Here is a 15,990-nt window from a genome sequence, read left to right on the forward strand (position 1 = left end):
TCCCCCCTATAGGCTCGATGCCCTGTTGTCGCAAGCGGTCTGGGCGCTAACATGCTTCGTTCCCCAATAATTTGATCGGAAAAGCTGAAAGTGCGAAAAGGTTATGGCGATGAATATCGACTAAAGGCCGAGAGTCCATATATTGAGTGAGTTAACCGCTTGTCAGAGTCTTCATCCCATAAAGAGTTCGACGCGCAAGCAATCGCGTAGGCAGCAGCTTTGCGCGACCATTGAAAATTGAATCAGGACAGTTTCTTGAAAACCCACGACGTTCTCAACCAGACGCCACCGATGACCGGCCTCAACGCCTATCTTGGCGATCCACTGATGATGCAGATCACCAAGCGATTGCCGCAATCCGTGCGCACGGAGCTGGAACAGAACGGCAAATTCGTACTCTCCGGCGACGCACAAGATCTGGCGAGGCTTGCCAATATCGAGGTGCCGAAGCTCAGGACGCATGACCGTCAGGGGCATCGAATCGACGTTGTCGACTATCATCCGGCGTATCATGCGTTGATGCGTCGGTCTGTGGCGCAAGGCCTGCACTCGTCCATATGGGAAGACGGCAAGCCGGAAGCCGGATCGCGGCATCAGTCGCGGGCAGCGCGTTTTTACCTGACATCCCAGCTGGAATGCGGGCATCTGTGCCCCCTGACCATGACGAGTGCCTCTCTGGCGGCATTGATGGCTGCGCCTAATCTCTATCGCGAATGGTCGCCGCTGATCCTGCCGCGCAAATATGATTCCAGCAATAAATCGCCGGCGAAGAAGACCGGGCTGACGCTTGGCATGGGGATGACCGAGAAGCAGGGCGGCACGGACGTCCACATCAACACGACAAAGGCGGAACCGGCCGGAAGCGGGTTTTATCGCATCACCGGGCACAAATGGTTCATGTCAGCGCCGATGTCGGATGCATTCCTGGTACTGGCGCAGGCGCGTGAGGGGCTATCCTGCTTTCTCGTGCCGCGTATTCTCCCTGACGGCTCTTCGAACGGCTTTCGTTTTCAACGTTTGAAGGACAAACTGGGCAATCGCTCCAATGCCTCCTCGGAAATCGAGTTCGACAATGCGCTCGGCCAGATGGTCGGAAACCCCGGCGACGGCGTCAAGACGATCATCGACATGGTGACGCTGACCCGCCTCGACTGCGCGATTGCTTCGGCCGGGCTGATGCGTGCGGGCTTGGCGGAGGCAGTACACCATGCCCGGCATCGCATCGTCTTCGAAGGGCCGCTGATCGACAAGCCGCTGATGCTGCGGGTTCTGGCGGACATGGCGCTGGACGTAGCTGGCGCGACTGCGCTGTCGCTCCGTCTGGCGCGGGCGTTCGACAATGCTGCAAAAGACCGCGGCGAGGCGGCATTTGCTCGCGTGATGACGCCGGTTGTCAAATACTGGGTGGCGAAGATTGCGCCTGCGATGCTCTACGAGGCGATGGAGTGTCTCGGCGGCAATGGCTATATCGAGGAAGGCAATCTGGCGCGCTATTACCGCGAGGCTCCGGTCAACGCGATCTGGGAAGGATCCGGCAACGTCATGGCACTCGATGTGCTGCGTGTGCTGAAGCGCGGTCCGCAGCTTTTCGACGAAGTGCTCAACTGGATCGGCGCGCAACTCGGGCGTGGCGGGCAGGGCACCGTTGAAGTCCTGCGCGCTGCGATGCGAGTCGCCGAGAACGATGAAGGTGCAGCGCGCATATTGACCGAGCAACTGGCGCTCGCGGCCGCTGGCGCCGAGCTGCGGCATCTGCAGTCCGAAGATATCGCCGACGCTTTCATCGAAACTCGTCTGGGCGGACAGTGGCGCACGACCTACGGCATGCTCGATGCGCGGCACAACGCCAAGGATATTATCAGCTCGCTTTATCCGGCGGCGGGCTGAATTATGCGGCGTCGATCAACCCCTTGAGTACGGTTTCGAGGGTAACCTTGCCTTTCAGCGAGTTTTGCTCGCCGCCTTCGAAGTCGATCCAGCTCTCGTTGAAGCCGTCGAGCATTTGAATACGTGGCATAGGGTCCTTCATTCCCTGTGATTTGAACAGACTGGCCCATGTCTCGCGTGGGACAGCTTCGACCCGAACCGGCCGGTCGAAGATCTTGGAGAATGTGGCCGCGGCTTCGCCTGGGCTGATACGATGTTCAGCTTCGAGCTCGACGACCCGCCGTCCCTGCCATTCCTGTTGCAGAAGTTCAGCTGCCACGCGACCGACATCCGCCGTAGCGATCATTGGAAAGGTTTTGTCTACCGGCTGCAGAAATGTTGAAATGACGCCGTTGTCGCGTGCGGAGGGGATGTCCCACGCGAAGTTTTCCATAAACCATCCCGGACGAAGGAAAGTCACGGGAATTTCCAGTGTACTGAGCTTCTGCTCCATCAGCGTTCTTTGTGTCAGCAGGTTCGGTTGCGTTGCCTGTGCTCCCACGGTCGAAAGAACGACTACCTTTCCCGGACGGGCTGCCTTGATCGCTGTGTAAACTGCATCGATGACAGCACGTGCTTCGGGAAAGCCGGGTGCCGGATCGAATTCCGAAGGCGGCAAGACGAATACGCCGCAAGCGTCCTTGAAGGCAGTGGTGAGGGCGGACGGATCTCCCATTTCCGCGACGGCAACTTCGCAGCCCTTCTGTGCCCACGACCGACCTTTCTCAGAATTCCGCACAACGGCCCGGACCAATCGGCCTGCGTCCAAGAGTGTCTGTGCCAGCACTCCGCCGACCTGGCCGGTTATTCCTGTAATGGCGTACATCGAGATCTCCTGACATTGCTCAGCTTCCAGATACATCGAGACAAATGTTGCCTCACGAGTATCTGCTGCCAGATTTATAAGCGCTCTATCATTATTGCCGGAAGTGCGATTATGTCATATCATTCATGACGTTGGATCATGAATAGAGGACAGGCAGTGAGATGGCTTTCGACGGACGCCTGGTTGCCAATGTTGGTGTGTTGGCTGCAATCGTTGAAGCTGGCAGCTTTGCCCGCGCAGCTGATGCGCTGGGGTTGTCTCCATCGGGCGTGAGCAGAGCCGTTACGCGGCTTGAACGGAGCGTTGGCGTTCGGTTACTCGATCGGACGACGCGATCCGTCACGCTGACTGACGAGGGACGGCGGCTCTACAGCGAGATTGGCCCTCTTCTGTCAGGCATCGAGGACGCCTTCACCCATACTGCGGGATCTTCGGCTGTCGTGCGGGGCCGCCTGCGAGTCAACGTGGATGCGTTCTTTTCAAGGATGATGCTAGCTTCCAATATCGGGCGCTTTCTCGATCGCTATCCGGAAATTTCGTTGGAACTGATCACCCGCGAACAGCTAGGTGATCTTGTCGGCGAGGGTTTCGATATAGCGGTGCGCTTTGGCCAGCCGCCTGCATCCTCTCTCATCGTCCGCAAGCTGCTGGAAACGCGCACGATCACCGTGGCTTCGCCAGCATATCTGGCAAAATTCGGACGACCGATTCATCCGTTGGAGCTCGCAAGTCATGAATGCATCCAAGTCCGCGATTCTCTGACCGGCGAAGCGCTCGGGGATTGGGACTACCGGCGAGCGGGAAAAATTGTGTCTGTCAAAACGGCGGGCCGATTGGTGGTCACCGAATTCGGAACAATGTTGGGTGCCTGCCTCGGCGGCGTCGGCATTGCTCGCGTTAAATCGACAGGTGTTGAGGATTTGCTCGACGAGGGAGTTCTTGTCGAACTCTTTCCTGATTGGCAGGGCGAAACGTTTCCTCTGCACGCTTTATATCCCTCGCGTCATCTGCCGGCGGCGAAGGTTCGCGCATTTATCGACTTCGTCGCCGAGACAATCGCAACGAACTAAGTGCACGCGCTGCGTGTGCCGCCTTCTATTGTCAAAAAATCTGCTGACTGACCAGAAAAATCGCATCGGCGGCGCAGAAGGGGGCTCGCTAATGCCTTCAATTTGAATTAAATTTTTATAAATTAACCTTAACAAAAGGTTTACGTTGCGGTGTGTTTCTTAAACGATATCACTACAACCTGAAAATGCACTGCAAAAACGCAGGGTTAAGACGAAATGATTAGACCAGCCCAATCGAGGAGAAACTGAATGCGCAGCTTCCTGATTTTTTGGGCTGGGCCTCTGGGCTTCCTGTGGGGTTGGTATTTTCTCTCGCTCTATGATCTGAGCATGGGCATGTTTTTCTTCAGCCGCGAGATGCACGATCAGGTTTTCACAATCTACGGAAATATGCTGGGGATTCCGCCGGAAACGATTCCACCACTGGTTGCACGCGCCTGCATCGTCGATACCGGTCTCGTTCTCTGTCTGATAGCATTTCGCCGCCGTCGCCAGATCATTGCCTGGGTGCAGGCTTGGCGTGCTGCACGTGCAGCAACCACAGCAAACTATGTCGAGGAATTGCCATCCACGTCGGCTTCCTGACGCAGGGTTTGCAGACGGTCCAATGCGCCTTGCAGGATGAAAGCTGCTGCCGCTGAATCGATCCGCTCGGCGCGCTTCTGTCTCGATACATCCATTCCGATCAAGGCGCGCTCGGCGGCAACGGTCGACAGGCGCTCGTCCCAATAAACGAATGGAAGCTCGGTCAGCTTTTCCATATTGCGGACAAAAGCGCGGGTTGCCTGCACCCGGGGACCTTCACTGCCGTCCATGTTCACCGGCAGCCCGATGACGATTGCGCCGACATTGTCAGCACTCAAGGCCTTCAACAGATCCTGTGCGTCGTGGGTGAATTTGCTGCGCCTCAGCACGGGACGGGGATTGGCGAAAGAAAAACCACGATCGGAAATGGCGATACCGATTGTCTTCGTACCGAGGTCAAGGCCGGCCACCGTTTTGCCATCCGCTACGTGCTCTTCGAGCTGTTCAATTGTCAGTACCGTCAATTTGATAGGTTCCGCACTTTCATGGATCGCTTTATTGTCACATACCGGCAATAGAAGCCTATGGCGAGGGTTCACTTGCAGTTGAAGGAAGATGGATATGAAGATTACCTGGCTTGGCCATTCGGCCTTTCGGATTGAAACAGCAAAAAATACCATTCTTATCGACCCGTTCCTGACCGGAAACCCGAGAGCCAAGGGCGTGGACGTGAAAGAAGCCGCGAAGGGCGTCAAACACATCATCCTGACCCACGGCCACGGCGATCATGTGGGCGATACGATTGATCTGTCGAAGGAGACAGGCGCGCTGGTGACCGGTAATGCCGATCTGGTAACGTGGCTCGGCTCGCGCGGGGTCAATCGGGTTGATCCGACCAATACAGGCGGCACGGTGTCCTATGACGGTTTCACCGTAACCTATGTCAACGCGCTGCATTCTTCCGCACAAATGACCGAGGACGGCGTTTCCCATTCGTTGGGTTCAGCCAACGGCGTTGTGCTGCATTTCGACGATGAACCGACACTTTATCACATGGGCGATACGGACATCTTCTCCGATATGGCGCTGATCAATGAATTGCATCAGCCGGAAATCGGTATTGTTCCAATCGGTGACCGCTTCACCATGGGAGGTGCAGTTGCTGCGCTCGCGAGCCGGCGCTATTTCAAATTCAGCAAAGTCATACCTTGCCACTACGGGTCATTTCCGATCATCGATCAGACGGCGGATAAGTTCGTCGCCGGTATGGAAGGCGGTACGAGCGAAGTTATCGTTGCAAATGCGAATGAGCATTTTACGGTTTGATACATAGTGCTACAGCACGTTCCTCAATCCACAATCCTTGGAGCACAAGTGCGTAAACTGTTTCTGATCTCGTGTTTGCTGGTTGCCACGACGCCGGTGCATGCACAGGCCGTCGATGTCTCCGGTGCAAAAGCCCTTACCGAAATTCTGTCCAAATATCTTGGAAAGAGAGCAATCGAGAAGAATATCGTCTCGGTTGTTCCCGATGGAGACAGTTACCGCATTACCTTCAGCACAGCGAAGTTGATCGAAACGCTTCCCAAGCAGGATTATTTCAAGGGCGATTTCGGTGAATACAGCCTGCTGATAAAGCCAGTTGCCGACGGATCTTGGAACGTCTCATCGACAGCGATTCCCGGTGGGTCAGTCGAAGTAACAACCCCGGCAGGGCGTGAGGCGGTTCAGTGGTCCGTTGACAATGCGAATATCAACGGAACGTTCGATCCCAAAATCGGCGCTTTCTCGAAGGCGTCGTTTTCCTATGGCGCCGTGAAAATGAACACGACAAGTCCTACCCAGGACGTCGAAGCGAGTGTCAATTCGGCCAAGGGTGAAATGCTTGGCATGGCTGCGCCATCCGGCGGTGTTAATTTCAACAGCAACCATTCCGCGACAAATTTTCTGGAGACTGTGACTGTCAAATCGCCGCCTTCAGGGGATGTCGCGACTGCCGCACAGCCGATGAAGATCGTTCTGAGCGGAGGCCAGATCGGCGCCAATGCCGAAGGCAAGGGCTTTCGCAGCCTGGAGTTTCTGGAGCTCTGGAAATTTTTCATCGCGCATATGGACGAGACGACACTGAAGGATCAGGAGCAGGCCGATCTGAAGGCAAAACTCCTCGCCGCCCTGCCATTTTGGGACAAGCTTGCGGGGTCGTATCAGTTTACCGATCTCAACGTCGAGACTCCTGTTGGACCATTTGCTGCCAAGACCATGGCTCAGCAAATCGACTTCGATGGCATCAGCAAGAGCGGCGGCTATCACTATGCGCTGCGGACCAACGGTCTGAGATATCCTGCGTTGCCGATACCTGCGTGGAGCGTGCCGTTTTTGCCGACTGATGTGGAATTCGTGTTTGGTACGGAGGGTCTTGATCTCGACACGGTTGTCCGGGCAGCAGTCACCGACATGGATTTGAGCCGTGCAAAACCGTTTTCCGACGAATTTGAAGCAAACACAGCTGCCGCATTCATGGCCAACCCGCCGAAGATGGTGATTGACAGGAGCTTTGTCCGTACAGCTGATACCGAGCTTTCGGTTGAAGGCGAGGTCTCGTTCACTGCTCTGAAACCGGAGAGCCACACCACCTGGGAGATGAGCAATTTCGATGCGGTTGTTGCTCGGTTGACGACGGCCTCCGAACAGGAGCCTGAGATCAAGAACTACATCGTGTTTGCCAAACTCGCGAAGGATTTCGGCACGCAGCTGCCAAACGGGCACATACAATGGATCGTCGACCAGAAATCCGACGGGTCGGTGAGCGTCAACGGGAATCCGGTAAAGGGCCCGGATCCGGTCGTCGATCCGGCAATTGATGGTGCGGGTGTCACTGCGCCCGACGACGACACCACGACGATGCCCGACGACCCGACGCAGGATGACAATGTGATCGTGCCTGACGACGAGGAGGACAATTCGGATCCTGCCCCGCCAGCCCCGCAATAGCATCACTTTCAAATTGTCTTGTCCGTTGCGCTTGGCCGCAACGGACACTATAGCTGCGTAATCCAAGATCCGAATTTTCAGGAATCCCGAATGTCTGTCGATATTTCCACCGTCAAACGCGTTGCGCATCTTGCCCGTATTGCCGTGACCGAAGACGATGCGGCCCGTATGACAGGGCAGCTGAACACCATTCTCGGCTTTGTCGAACAGTTGAACGAAGTGAATGTTGATGGTGTGGAGCCGATGACATCCGTCACGCCCATGGCGATGAAGAAGCGCGCGGATGTTGTCGACGATGGCGAAAAGGCGGCTGATATTGTTGCCAACGCACCGATCCATGAAGAGAATTTCTTCGTGGTGCCGAAAGTCGTGGAATAGGCTGAGCGATGGCTATTTCCGTTGCCATTGAAACGCCGCTGCAGGATGACGTCAGGGCGCTGGTCAGCGACCTGAACGATCATCTTTTACCGCTTTCGCCCATCGAGTTCCAGTTCAAGATGACTGTGGAGCAGATGGCGGGTGCAGATACGACGGTTTTCGTGGCGCGTGACGAGAATGGTGCGGCAGTCGGTTGCGGCGCTTTGAAAGACCACGGAAACCACGTTGGCGAGGTGAAGCGCATGTTCACCCGGCCGACGGTGCGGGGTCAGCGCGTCGGGTCGGCCTTGCTCAAGGCCATAACTGAACTCGCCAAGGAAAAGGGTATCACGCGGCTTGTTCTCGAGACGGGCGCTGGCGAGGGATTTGCGGATGCTTATCGGCTTTATGAGCGATCCGGGTTCACGCGTTGCGGCGTCCTGCTCGACTATCCGGACTCCGAACACAGTGCATTTTACGAAAAGTGGCTGACCCTCGCGCCAGCTCAATAAGGACCAGAAAAGACTATGACCGATCTGACCGCTCTCACCATTGCCGAGGCGCGCGAGCAGCTGAAAGCCAAGGCGATCACCGCTACGGAGCTGACTGGCGCTTATATCCAGGCGATCGAGAACGCTAACGAGGCGCTGAACGCCTATATCGTCACCACGCCGGAAAAGGCGCTGCAGATGGCAAAAGCTTCGGATGCACGTCTTGCTTCGGGCAATGCCGGAGCGCTCGAAGGCATTCCGCTTGGCATCAAGGACCTGTTCGGTACCGAAGGCATTCACACCCAGGCTGCATCGCATATCCTCGACGGATTCAAGCCGCACTACGAGTCGACCGTCACCGCCAATCTCTGGGCGGATGGCGCGGTCATGCTCGGCAAGCTCAACATGGATGAGTTTGCCATGGGCTCGTCGAACGAAACCTCTTATTACGGGCCTGTGAAAAACCCGTGGCGCGCCAAGGGTTCCAATGCCGATCTTGTGCCGGGTGGTTCGTCTGGCGGTTCGGCCGCTGCCGTTGCCGCACGGCTTTGCGCTGGTGCCACGGCCACCGATACCGGCGGCTCGATCCGCCAACCGGCCGCATTCACAGGCACCGTCGGCATCAAGCCGACCTATGGCCGTTGCTCGCGCTGGGGTGTCGTCGCCTTTGCATCGTCGCTGGATCAGGCCGGGCCGATTGCCCGTGATGTGCGCGATGCGGCGATACTGCTCAAATCCATGGCTTCGGTCGATGCGAAGGACACGACCTCGGTCGATATCGCTGTACCCGACTACGAATCGGCCATTGGCAAGCCGCTTGCCGGCCTCAAGATCGGTATTCCCAAGGAGTACCGCGTCGACGGTATGCCGGAAGAAATAGAAAAGCTGTGGCAGCAGGGCATTGCATGGCTGAAAGACGCCGGCGCTTCGATCGTAGATATCTCGCTGCCGCATACGAAATATGCGCTGCCTGCCTATTATATCGTGGCCCCGGCCGAGGCTTCATCGAACCTTGCCCGCTATGATGGCGTACGCTACGGCCTGCGCGTTCCAGGCAAGGACATCGTCGACATGTACGAAAGGACCCGCGCCACCGGCTTCGGCGAAGAGGTCAAGCGCCGCATCATGATCGGCACGTATGTGCTTTCGGCCGGGTATTACGACGCCTACTACCTCCAGGCGCAGAAGGTGCGGAACCTGATCAAGAAGGACTTCGAGAACGTCTTTCACGCGGGTGTCGATGCGATCCTGACCCCGGCGACGCCTTCGGCAGCGTTTGGCATTGCCGATCAGGACATGGCGGCTGACCCGGTCAAAATGTATCTCAACGACATCTTCACCGTCACCGTGAACATGGCCGGTCTTCCAGGGATTGCTGTCCCCGCTGGCCTCGATGCGCGCGGGCTGCCGCTTGGCCTGCAGCTGATCGGGCGGCCGTTCGACGAGGAAACGCTGTTCCAGACCGCCTATGTCATCGAACAGGCGGCAGGCAAGTTCAACGCTCCGAAATGGTGGTAACTTAAGCGAGATGTCCTCATTTCGCATTCGACCTGCAGCAGAGGCCGACATTGCAGCCATTGCTGTGGTCGGCGCACGCGCCTGGGCGTCCAACGTTTTTTCGTTCGAGCCCGAATTGCCTGGCATGCGAATGCATGTCGAAAAGGCATTCCGCGCCTTCGCAGAAACATCCTACGGGAACGTTCTGGTCGGTGAAGTGGACAACGTCGTCCTTGGCTGGGGCGCCCGGGAAGAGGACAACGACTATATCTCCGATCTGTGGGTCGATCCCGTCGTTCAGGGCCAAGGGATAGGTTCGGCAATTCTCCGAACCTTGATGTCCAATATTCGCGGCGCGGGGTATTTGCGTGCGCGGATCAGCACCCATGCGCGCAATGTGAAGGCCATCCGTCTCTACGAGCGCGAAGGCTTCACTGTCATCGAACAGGGGCCGGAATGGTCAACGAGCCTCGAGCGTGAGATGGACAAGGTAAAAATGCTGGCGGAGCTGAGATAGAATGTTCTTCACTCTGTCCAAAATCCTCTGGTTCTTCGCCGAGCCGCTGAATTTCTCCATATTGCTGACCGGTATTACGTTTTTTGCGCTGCTGCTCTCGTGGCGGCGTTTCGCTTTGCTGACAGCGGCGGGGGCTTTTCTGATCCTCGGCCTTGGTGCATGGACGTCGCTGGGCGCGTTGATGATGCATCCGCTCGAGGATCGCTTTCAGCGACCGGCCTCGTTGCCGGAAAAGATCGACGGGATCATTGTGCTGGGGGGCGGTTTCGAGGGCGGTGTGAACCTTGTCCGCGGCGGCTATGAGATGAACTCCAGCGGCGACCGGTTTGTCGAAGCGGCAATTCTCGCAGCGCGCCATCCGCAAGCCAAGGTCGTCGTGACGGGTGGATCGGGTAATTTGTTGCTCAAGGGCGAGGGCGATGGCGTGACAGCACCCCGTTTGCTGACGGCACTCGGCATCGCCCCGGATCGGCTGATCATGGAAAGCCAGTCGCGCAACACCTATGAAAATGCGGTTTTCACCAAGGAAATGGTGAAGCCGAAACCCGGCGAAACCTGGGTGCTGATTACCTCGGCATTCCATATGCCGCGCTCCGTGGGGATCTTTCGCACGGTCGGGTTCGATGTCGTGCCATGGCCCTCCGACTACCGGACCTCGGGTGACGAGGGTATAGGCGTTACGCATGACAATCCGCAGGATTCGCTGCAGAATCTGTCGATAGCGCTCAGAGAATGGGTCGGACTGGTCGCTTACCGCCTGACGGGACGGACAGGCGAGCTTTTGCCATCGCCATGAAACAGGTGGACGTCCTCATCATAGGTGCTGGCGCCGCAGGCATGATGTGCGCCATTGAGGCGGGTAAGCGCGGCCGCTCAGTTCTTATTGTCGACCATGCTGCAGCGCCCGGCGAAAAGATTCGTATATCGGGTGGTGGCCGCTGCAATTTCACCAATCTCAATGCGGCACCGCAGAACTTTATCAGCAAGAATCAGCATTTCTGCATTTCGGCCTTGCGCCGCTACACCCAGCGCGACTTCATCGCGTTCGTTGATCGCCATGGCATTGCCTGGCATGAAAAGACGCTCGGTCAACTCTTTTGCGATGGCTCGGCAAAGCAGATCATCGATATGCTGGTTGCGGAAATGAACCGGGCAGGGGTTGAGCTCCGTTTGCGCACGACCGTCGATGCTGTCGCGAAGTCAGGCGATGCGTTTGAACTCGATCTGTCGGGCGAACGCGTACGGTGTTCGTCCCTGGTCGTTGCTTGCGGCGGAAAATCCATACCGAAAATGGGCGCGACAGGTTTCGGTTACGATATTGCCCGGCAATTTGGGCTTTCGCTCACTGAAACACGGCCGGCGCTGGTGCCACTGACTTTCGATGAGAACACCCTGGTACCACTGAAGCCCCTGTCTGGCATTTCTGTCGATGTAGTTGTGAGTCACGGCAAGACCAGGTTCAGCGAGGCCATGCTCTTTACCCATCGCGGTCTGAGCGGCCCGTCTATCCTACAGATTTCATCCTATTGGCGGGAAGGTGATGTGATTTCGGTAGCCATGCTTCCGGGTGTCAAAGTCTTCGAGGCATTACGCGCTGCACGCGCCCGCAACGGCCGGCAAGCGCTGCAGACGGCGCTTGGCGAACTGTTGCCAAAACGTCTGGCACAACTGATCGCGGAAAACAGCAGCATAGAAACGCATCTGGCGGATATTTCAGACAAGCAGCTTCTTGCCGTGGAAAAATCGGTCAATGAATGGCAAGTCAGACCAGCAGGTTCCGAAGGCTACCGTACAGCGGAGGTGACGCTCGGCGGCGTCGATACGGATATGCTTGACCAGAAAACGATGGAAGCCAGATCCACAAAAGGTCTTTATTTTATCGGTGAGGTCGTCGACGTAACGGGTTGGCTCGGCGGCTATAATTTCCAATGGGCATGGTCATCTGGCTGGGTTGCAGGGCAGGCCGTATAGGAACGCGATTATTGGTTTCAATCGTGAACTCTATCGCTATCATTACCGGATGAACCAATGATCTCGGAGTAGCTCATGACAATTCTGGGAAGTTGCCACTGTGGCGCAATCAAATTCGAAATCAGTGAGGCGCCGGCCATTGCAACGGCGTGCACCTGTACGTTTTGCACAAAACGCGGCGCGCTCTGGGCTTATTATACGCCCGATCAGGTGAAGCTATCGGTCACGCCCGAGGCAGATGCGATCTATTCGCGCAATGGCTTTAGCAAGCACCATCACTGCAACGTCTGCGGTTGCGGGACATTTTCCCAATTGCCGACATGGACTGATTACAAGCCGGATTTCGACAAGCCACGAATTAGCGTCAACGTCCGCCTCTTTGACAATTTCGACATTGGTTCGTTGCCGGTGGAAACGCTGGACGGGAGAAATCTCTGGTAAGTCATTGCCTCGACGAGGGAATCCTGCTTCCCTGAGGTAGGGCGTAGACTCATGAATCTGATGGAAATGGTATGAGGCCATCTTTTCGGATACAAGGAGCAAAGGCGAAGGAAATGTTTATCCATTTTCAAGTCCTTTGCGACGATGTTGCCGGAAAGATGGACCATATCCTCCGCTTCCCTCGCATCTTCTTGCCGTTTCAGGCGCCATTTCTACCAGATTCATAAGTTTACGACCTAACGTTCGTTACAAGCAGGGAGGTACGGCCATGTGGATCAATCTGACTGACGTCAATGGCGATCACATTACACTTAACTTCGCTCACGTCGTCTCTTTCAACCCGTATGGAACAGGGACCCACATTGTGACAACCACGGCGGGGCTAACGTTCTTCGTGAAGGAAACCATCGAAGAAATTCAGCGCAAAGTCGGAATTACGACCAGTTAGGCAAACAGGTACTGAACTGGCGGCCGGCGAAGAGAGGAAGCAGTGGGGGCTTTGCAGCTGCTCGTTGCCTTCAAGATTATAAAGAAAATCACTCTTCCGTGCGTTGCCCAAACCCCACAATTGGTATTTATATTGTGAACACGCGCGGGTTGTCCTTGCCTTTGTCACATTTGTCGCTCAATTGCGTCAACGAGTTACCGGCATTGCACTATTCGATTGCCGGACCGGGAAGGCCTTCGGGGTTGGTGTCTTCCACGATGCAATCTGCATGATCTGCTCATGCATTGGTAACGCACATGCCAACAGGTGAAATGGGTTCCGGATACAAATGATACGCTTGATCGGATATTTTTTCGGAATCGGCACTGTCATGGCGCTTCTGGGAGCGGGTGCCGTCGCGCTCTACGTTGTCAACATGTCGAAAGACCTGCCTGACTACGAAGTACTAGCGAAGTATGAGCCGCCGGTCATGACACGCATTCATTCTTCCGACGGTTCGTTGATGGCTGAATTTGCACGCCAGCGCCGGCTCTATTTGCCAATCCAGGCAGTTCCTGATCGCGTCAAGGCGGCATTTATCTCGGCCGAAGACAAGAATTTCTATCAGCATCCCGGTGTGGATATTGCTGGTCTTACTCGTGCCGTCATCACCAATGTGCAGAATTGGGGCTCACGCCGCCCGGTTGGTGCATCGACGATCACGCAGCAGGTGGCCAAGAACTTCCTCCTGAGCAACGATCAGACCATCGGACGTAAGGTCAAGGAGGCGATTCTTTCCTTTCGCATCGAGCAGGCCTATTCCAAGGATCGTATTCTCGAACTCTATCTGAACGAAATTTTCTTCGGCCTGAACTCCTACGGTATCGCCGGGGCTGCGCTGACCTATTACAACAAATCGGTCAATGAACTGACCGTGGCCGAAGCAGCTTACCTGGCGGCCTTGCCCAAGGGGCCATCGAACTACCACCCGTTCCGGCAGCCGGATCGGGCCGTCGAGCGCCGTAACTGGGTGATCGACCGCATGGCTGAAAATGGCTATGTGACCGCCGAGGAAGCAAAAGTAGCCAAGGCGGAACCACTTGGCGTTACGCCGCGTCACACCGGCAATTATCTCTTTGCTTCTGAATATTTCACGGAAGAGGTCCGTCGGCAGATCATCGCCCGCTATGGCGAAAATGCGCTTTACGAGGGCGGCCTGTCGGTTCGCACAACGCTCGACCCGAAAATGCAGGTGCAGGCGCGCGCAGCGTTGCAGCACGGCCTTTTCAAATACGATGAAGCGCGAGGCTATCGCGGCGCCTACAAGACCATTTCGACGAACGGCGACTGGGGCATTCCTCTTTCAGAGATAAAAGCGTTTTCCGATGTCCCCGATTGGCAGGTGGCTGTCGTTCTTGAGGTGACACCGGAGCAGGCCACCATCGGGCTCCAGCCGGAGCGGGACGCATCGGACAAGCTTGTCACCGAACGCAAGAAGGGCACCATCGCAGCGGCCGATGTCAAATGGGCTTTCCGCCTGCTCATTGATGAAAAGCGCACCACTGCCAAGTCGCTGGAGAGCGTGTTCAACGTCGGTGATGTTATCTTCGTTCAGAAGAAAGAGGGCAGCGACGCGGAATTCGATCTTCATCAGGTGCCGAAAATCGAAGGCGGCGCGGTGGCGATGGACCCGCATACGGGGCGCGTGCTTGCTATGGTCGGCGGCTTCTCCTTTGCCGAATCCGAATTCAACCGGGCAACGCAGGCAATGCGTCAGCCGGGCTCGTCTTTCAAACCTTTCGTCTACTCCGCCGCGCTCGATAACGGCTATACACCGGCTTCGGTGGTGCTTGATGGGCCAATCTCCATCGATCAGGGCGGCAGTCTTGGAATCTGGGCGCCGAAGAACTACGGCGGCAAATTCGCAGGGCCTTCCACATTGCGTTACGGTATCGAGCAGTCGCGCAATTTGATGACTGTGCGACTGGCCCAGGACATGGGCATGAAACTCGTGGCCGAATATGCCGAGCGGTTTGGCATTTACGACAAGATGCTGCCGGTTCTCGCGATGGCGCTCGGCTCGGGTGAAACCACGGTACTACGGATGGTCACCGGCTATTCGATCATCGCAAATGGCGGCCGCAAGATAACCCCGTCGATGATCGACCGGATTCAGGACCGCTACGGCAAGACGATTTTCAAGCACGACGAACGCAAGTGCGATAATTGTTCGGCGGACGAGTGGAAGAACCAGCCGGAACCCGAGCTGATCGACGATCGTGATCAGGTGCTTGATCCGATGACCGCCTACCAGATCACGTCCATGATGGAAGGCGTGGTTCAGCGCGGCACTGCGACGATCCTGAAAAGCCTTAATCGTCCGATTGCCGGCAAGACCGGAACCACCAACGATGAAAAAGACGCGTGGTTCATCGGCTTCACGCCGGATCTGGTCTTCGGTGTCTACCTTGGGTATGACAATCCTTCCCCTATGGGCCACGGTTTTACCGGTAGCGGTCTCGCGGCACCAGTGTTCAAGGACTTTGCCGAAGCTGCGCTACAGGGGCAGCGCTCCGTCGATTTCCGCGTACCGGAAGGCATGGCTGTCCTCCCGATCGATCGCAAGACAGGCATGCGAGCATCGCCTGGTGGTCCAAATGTGATCATGGAAGCCTTCAAGCCGGGTACAGGACCTGCCGACAGCTATTCCGTCATCGGCATGGATACGTTCTCCGAGGGCTCGCCTGTCGGCGTGCAGTCTCCGAACGTCAATCGGGCGATACAGGGCGGAGGCGGCGGCCTCTTCTAGGTGCATTTCCATTCATGCCAGGACGGCCTGCAAATGGCGTTTTTCTGCGCTCCGGTGCTCGAAAACCACCATTTTCGGCTCTTCCTGACCTGAATCTCAACACACCTCTGTGCGGATCGCTGTATAAATTCTTGCAAATCTG

Annotated in this window: 16 protein-coding genes; 14 read left to right on the forward strand and 2 right to left on the reverse strand. The window is 56.4% G+C overall.

Annotation, left to right across the window (positions count from 1 at the left end; translation table 11 throughout):
- Positions 1-255 precede the first annotated feature (255 nt).
- Positions 256-1,887, forward strand: coding sequence for an acyl-CoA dehydrogenase family protein (locus PHA01_RS05170; RefSeq protein WP_271893781.1), 1,632 nt, complete (start codon positions 256-258; stop codon positions 1,885-1,887).
- 1 nt (position 1,888) lies between these two features.
- Here the strand turns inward: PHA01_RS05170 and PHA01_RS05175 are convergent, their stop codons facing one another.
- Positions 1,889-2,752 (reverse strand): NmrA family NAD(P)-binding protein, encoded by an 864-nt coding sequence (locus tag PHA01_RS05175; RefSeq protein ID WP_271893782.1) that lies wholly within the window; start codon positions 2,750-2,752, stop codon positions 1,889-1,891.
- A gap of 161 nt (positions 2,753-2,913) precedes the next feature.
- Here PHA01_RS05175 and PHA01_RS05180 point away from each other — a divergent pair, with 161 nt between their 5' ends.
- Together PHA01_RS05180 and PHA01_RS05185 are read left to right on the forward strand one after the other, a co-directional pair.
- The gene (locus PHA01_RS05180; protein ID WP_271893783.1) at positions 2,914-3,822 is read left to right on the forward strand and encodes a LysR family transcriptional regulator; all 909 of its coding nucleotides are present in this window, start codon (positions 2,914-2,916) and stop codon (positions 3,820-3,822) included.
- A gap of 249 nt (positions 3,823-4,071) precedes the next feature.
- Complete coding sequence (locus tag PHA01_RS05185) at positions 4,072-4,407, forward strand: DUF6105 family protein (protein ID WP_271893784.1); 336 nt, start codon at positions 4,072-4,074, stop codon at positions 4,405-4,407.
- On the opposite strand, the gene ruvX is transcribed toward PHA01_RS05185, so the two are convergent.
- The gene (gene ruvX / locus PHA01_RS05190) at positions 4,371-4,871 is read right to left on the reverse strand and encodes a Holliday junction resolvase RuvX (RefSeq protein ID WP_112530924.1); all 501 of its coding nucleotides are present in this window, start codon (positions 4,869-4,871) and stop codon (positions 4,371-4,373) included. The genes PHA01_RS05185 and ruvX overlap by 37 nt on opposite strands.
- A 97-nt stretch (positions 4,872-4,968) precedes the next feature.
- Between ruvX and PHA01_RS05195 the strand changes: the two genes are divergently transcribed.
- The 11 genes from PHA01_RS05195 (at position 4,969) to PHA01_RS05245 (ending at position 15,848) form a co-directional block, all read left to right on the forward strand.
- Complete coding sequence (locus tag PHA01_RS05195) at positions 4,969-5,673, forward strand: metal-dependent hydrolase (RefSeq protein ID WP_271893786.1); 705 nt, start codon at positions 4,969-4,971, stop codon at positions 5,671-5,673.
- A 48-nt stretch (positions 5,674-5,721) separates the two neighbouring features.
- The gene (locus PHA01_RS05200) at positions 5,722-7,338 is read left to right on the forward strand and encodes a hypothetical protein (protein WP_271893787.1); all 1,617 of its coding nucleotides are present in this window, start codon (positions 5,722-5,724) and stop codon (positions 7,336-7,338) included.
- A 90-nt stretch (positions 7,339-7,428) separates the two neighbouring features.
- The gene (gene gatC / locus PHA01_RS05205) at positions 7,429-7,716 is read left to right on the forward strand and encodes an Asp-tRNA(Asn)/Glu-tRNA(Gln) amidotransferase subunit GatC (protein WP_271893789.1); all 288 of its coding nucleotides are present in this window, start codon (positions 7,429-7,431) and stop codon (positions 7,714-7,716) included.
- Between the two features lie 8 nt (positions 7,717-7,724).
- Positions 7,725-8,207, forward strand: a complete 483-nt coding sequence (locus PHA01_RS05210; protein ID WP_271893791.1) for a GNAT family N-acetyltransferase — start codon at positions 7,725-7,727, stop codon at positions 8,205-8,207.
- A gap of 15 nt (positions 8,208-8,222) precedes the next feature.
- Complete coding sequence (gene gatA, locus PHA01_RS05215; protein WP_271893793.1) at positions 8,223-9,704, forward strand: Asp-tRNA(Asn)/Glu-tRNA(Gln) amidotransferase subunit GatA; 1,482 nt, start codon at positions 8,223-8,225, stop codon at positions 9,702-9,704.
- A 10-nt stretch (positions 9,705-9,714) separates the two neighbouring features.
- Positions 9,715-10,200: a GNAT family N-acetyltransferase gene (locus tag PHA01_RS05220; RefSeq protein WP_271893794.1), complete on the forward strand. Its 486-nt coding sequence runs from the start codon at positions 9,715-9,717 to the stop codon at positions 10,198-10,200.
- 1 nt (position 10,201) lies between these two features.
- Complete coding sequence (locus tag PHA01_RS05225) at positions 10,202-10,996, forward strand: YdcF family protein (protein ID WP_271893795.1); 795 nt, start codon at positions 10,202-10,204, stop codon at positions 10,994-10,996.
- Complete coding sequence (locus PHA01_RS05230) at positions 10,993-12,171, forward strand: BaiN/RdsA family NAD(P)/FAD-dependent oxidoreductase (protein ID WP_271893797.1); 1,179 nt, start codon at positions 10,993-10,995, stop codon at positions 12,169-12,171. The genes PHA01_RS05225 and PHA01_RS05230 overlap by 4 nt, the downstream gene beginning before the upstream one ends.
- Before the next feature lie 75 nt (positions 12,172-12,246).
- On the forward strand, positions 12,247-12,612 hold the full coding sequence (locus tag PHA01_RS05235) for a GFA family protein (RefSeq protein WP_271893798.1): 366 nt from the start codon (positions 12,247-12,249) through the stop codon (positions 12,610-12,612).
- Between the two features lie 268 nt (positions 12,613-12,880).
- The gene (locus tag PHA01_RS05240) at positions 12,881-13,060 is read left to right on the forward strand and encodes a hypothetical protein (protein WP_271893799.1); all 180 of its coding nucleotides are present in this window, start codon (positions 12,881-12,883) and stop codon (positions 13,058-13,060) included.
- 328 nt (positions 13,061-13,388) lie between these two features.
- Entirely contained in the window at positions 13,389-15,848 is a 2,460-nt protein-coding gene (locus PHA01_RS05245) for a penicillin-binding protein 1A (RefSeq protein ID WP_271893801.1), read from the forward strand.
- The last annotated feature ends 142 nt before the right edge of the window (positions 15,849-15,990 follow it).

The sequence above is a fragment of the Candidatus Phyllobacterium onerii genome, from assembly GCF_028331445.1.
In the GTDB taxonomy this organism is placed as follows: Bacteria; Pseudomonadota; Alphaproteobacteria; order Rhizobiales; family Rhizobiaceae; genus Phyllobacterium; species Phyllobacterium onerii.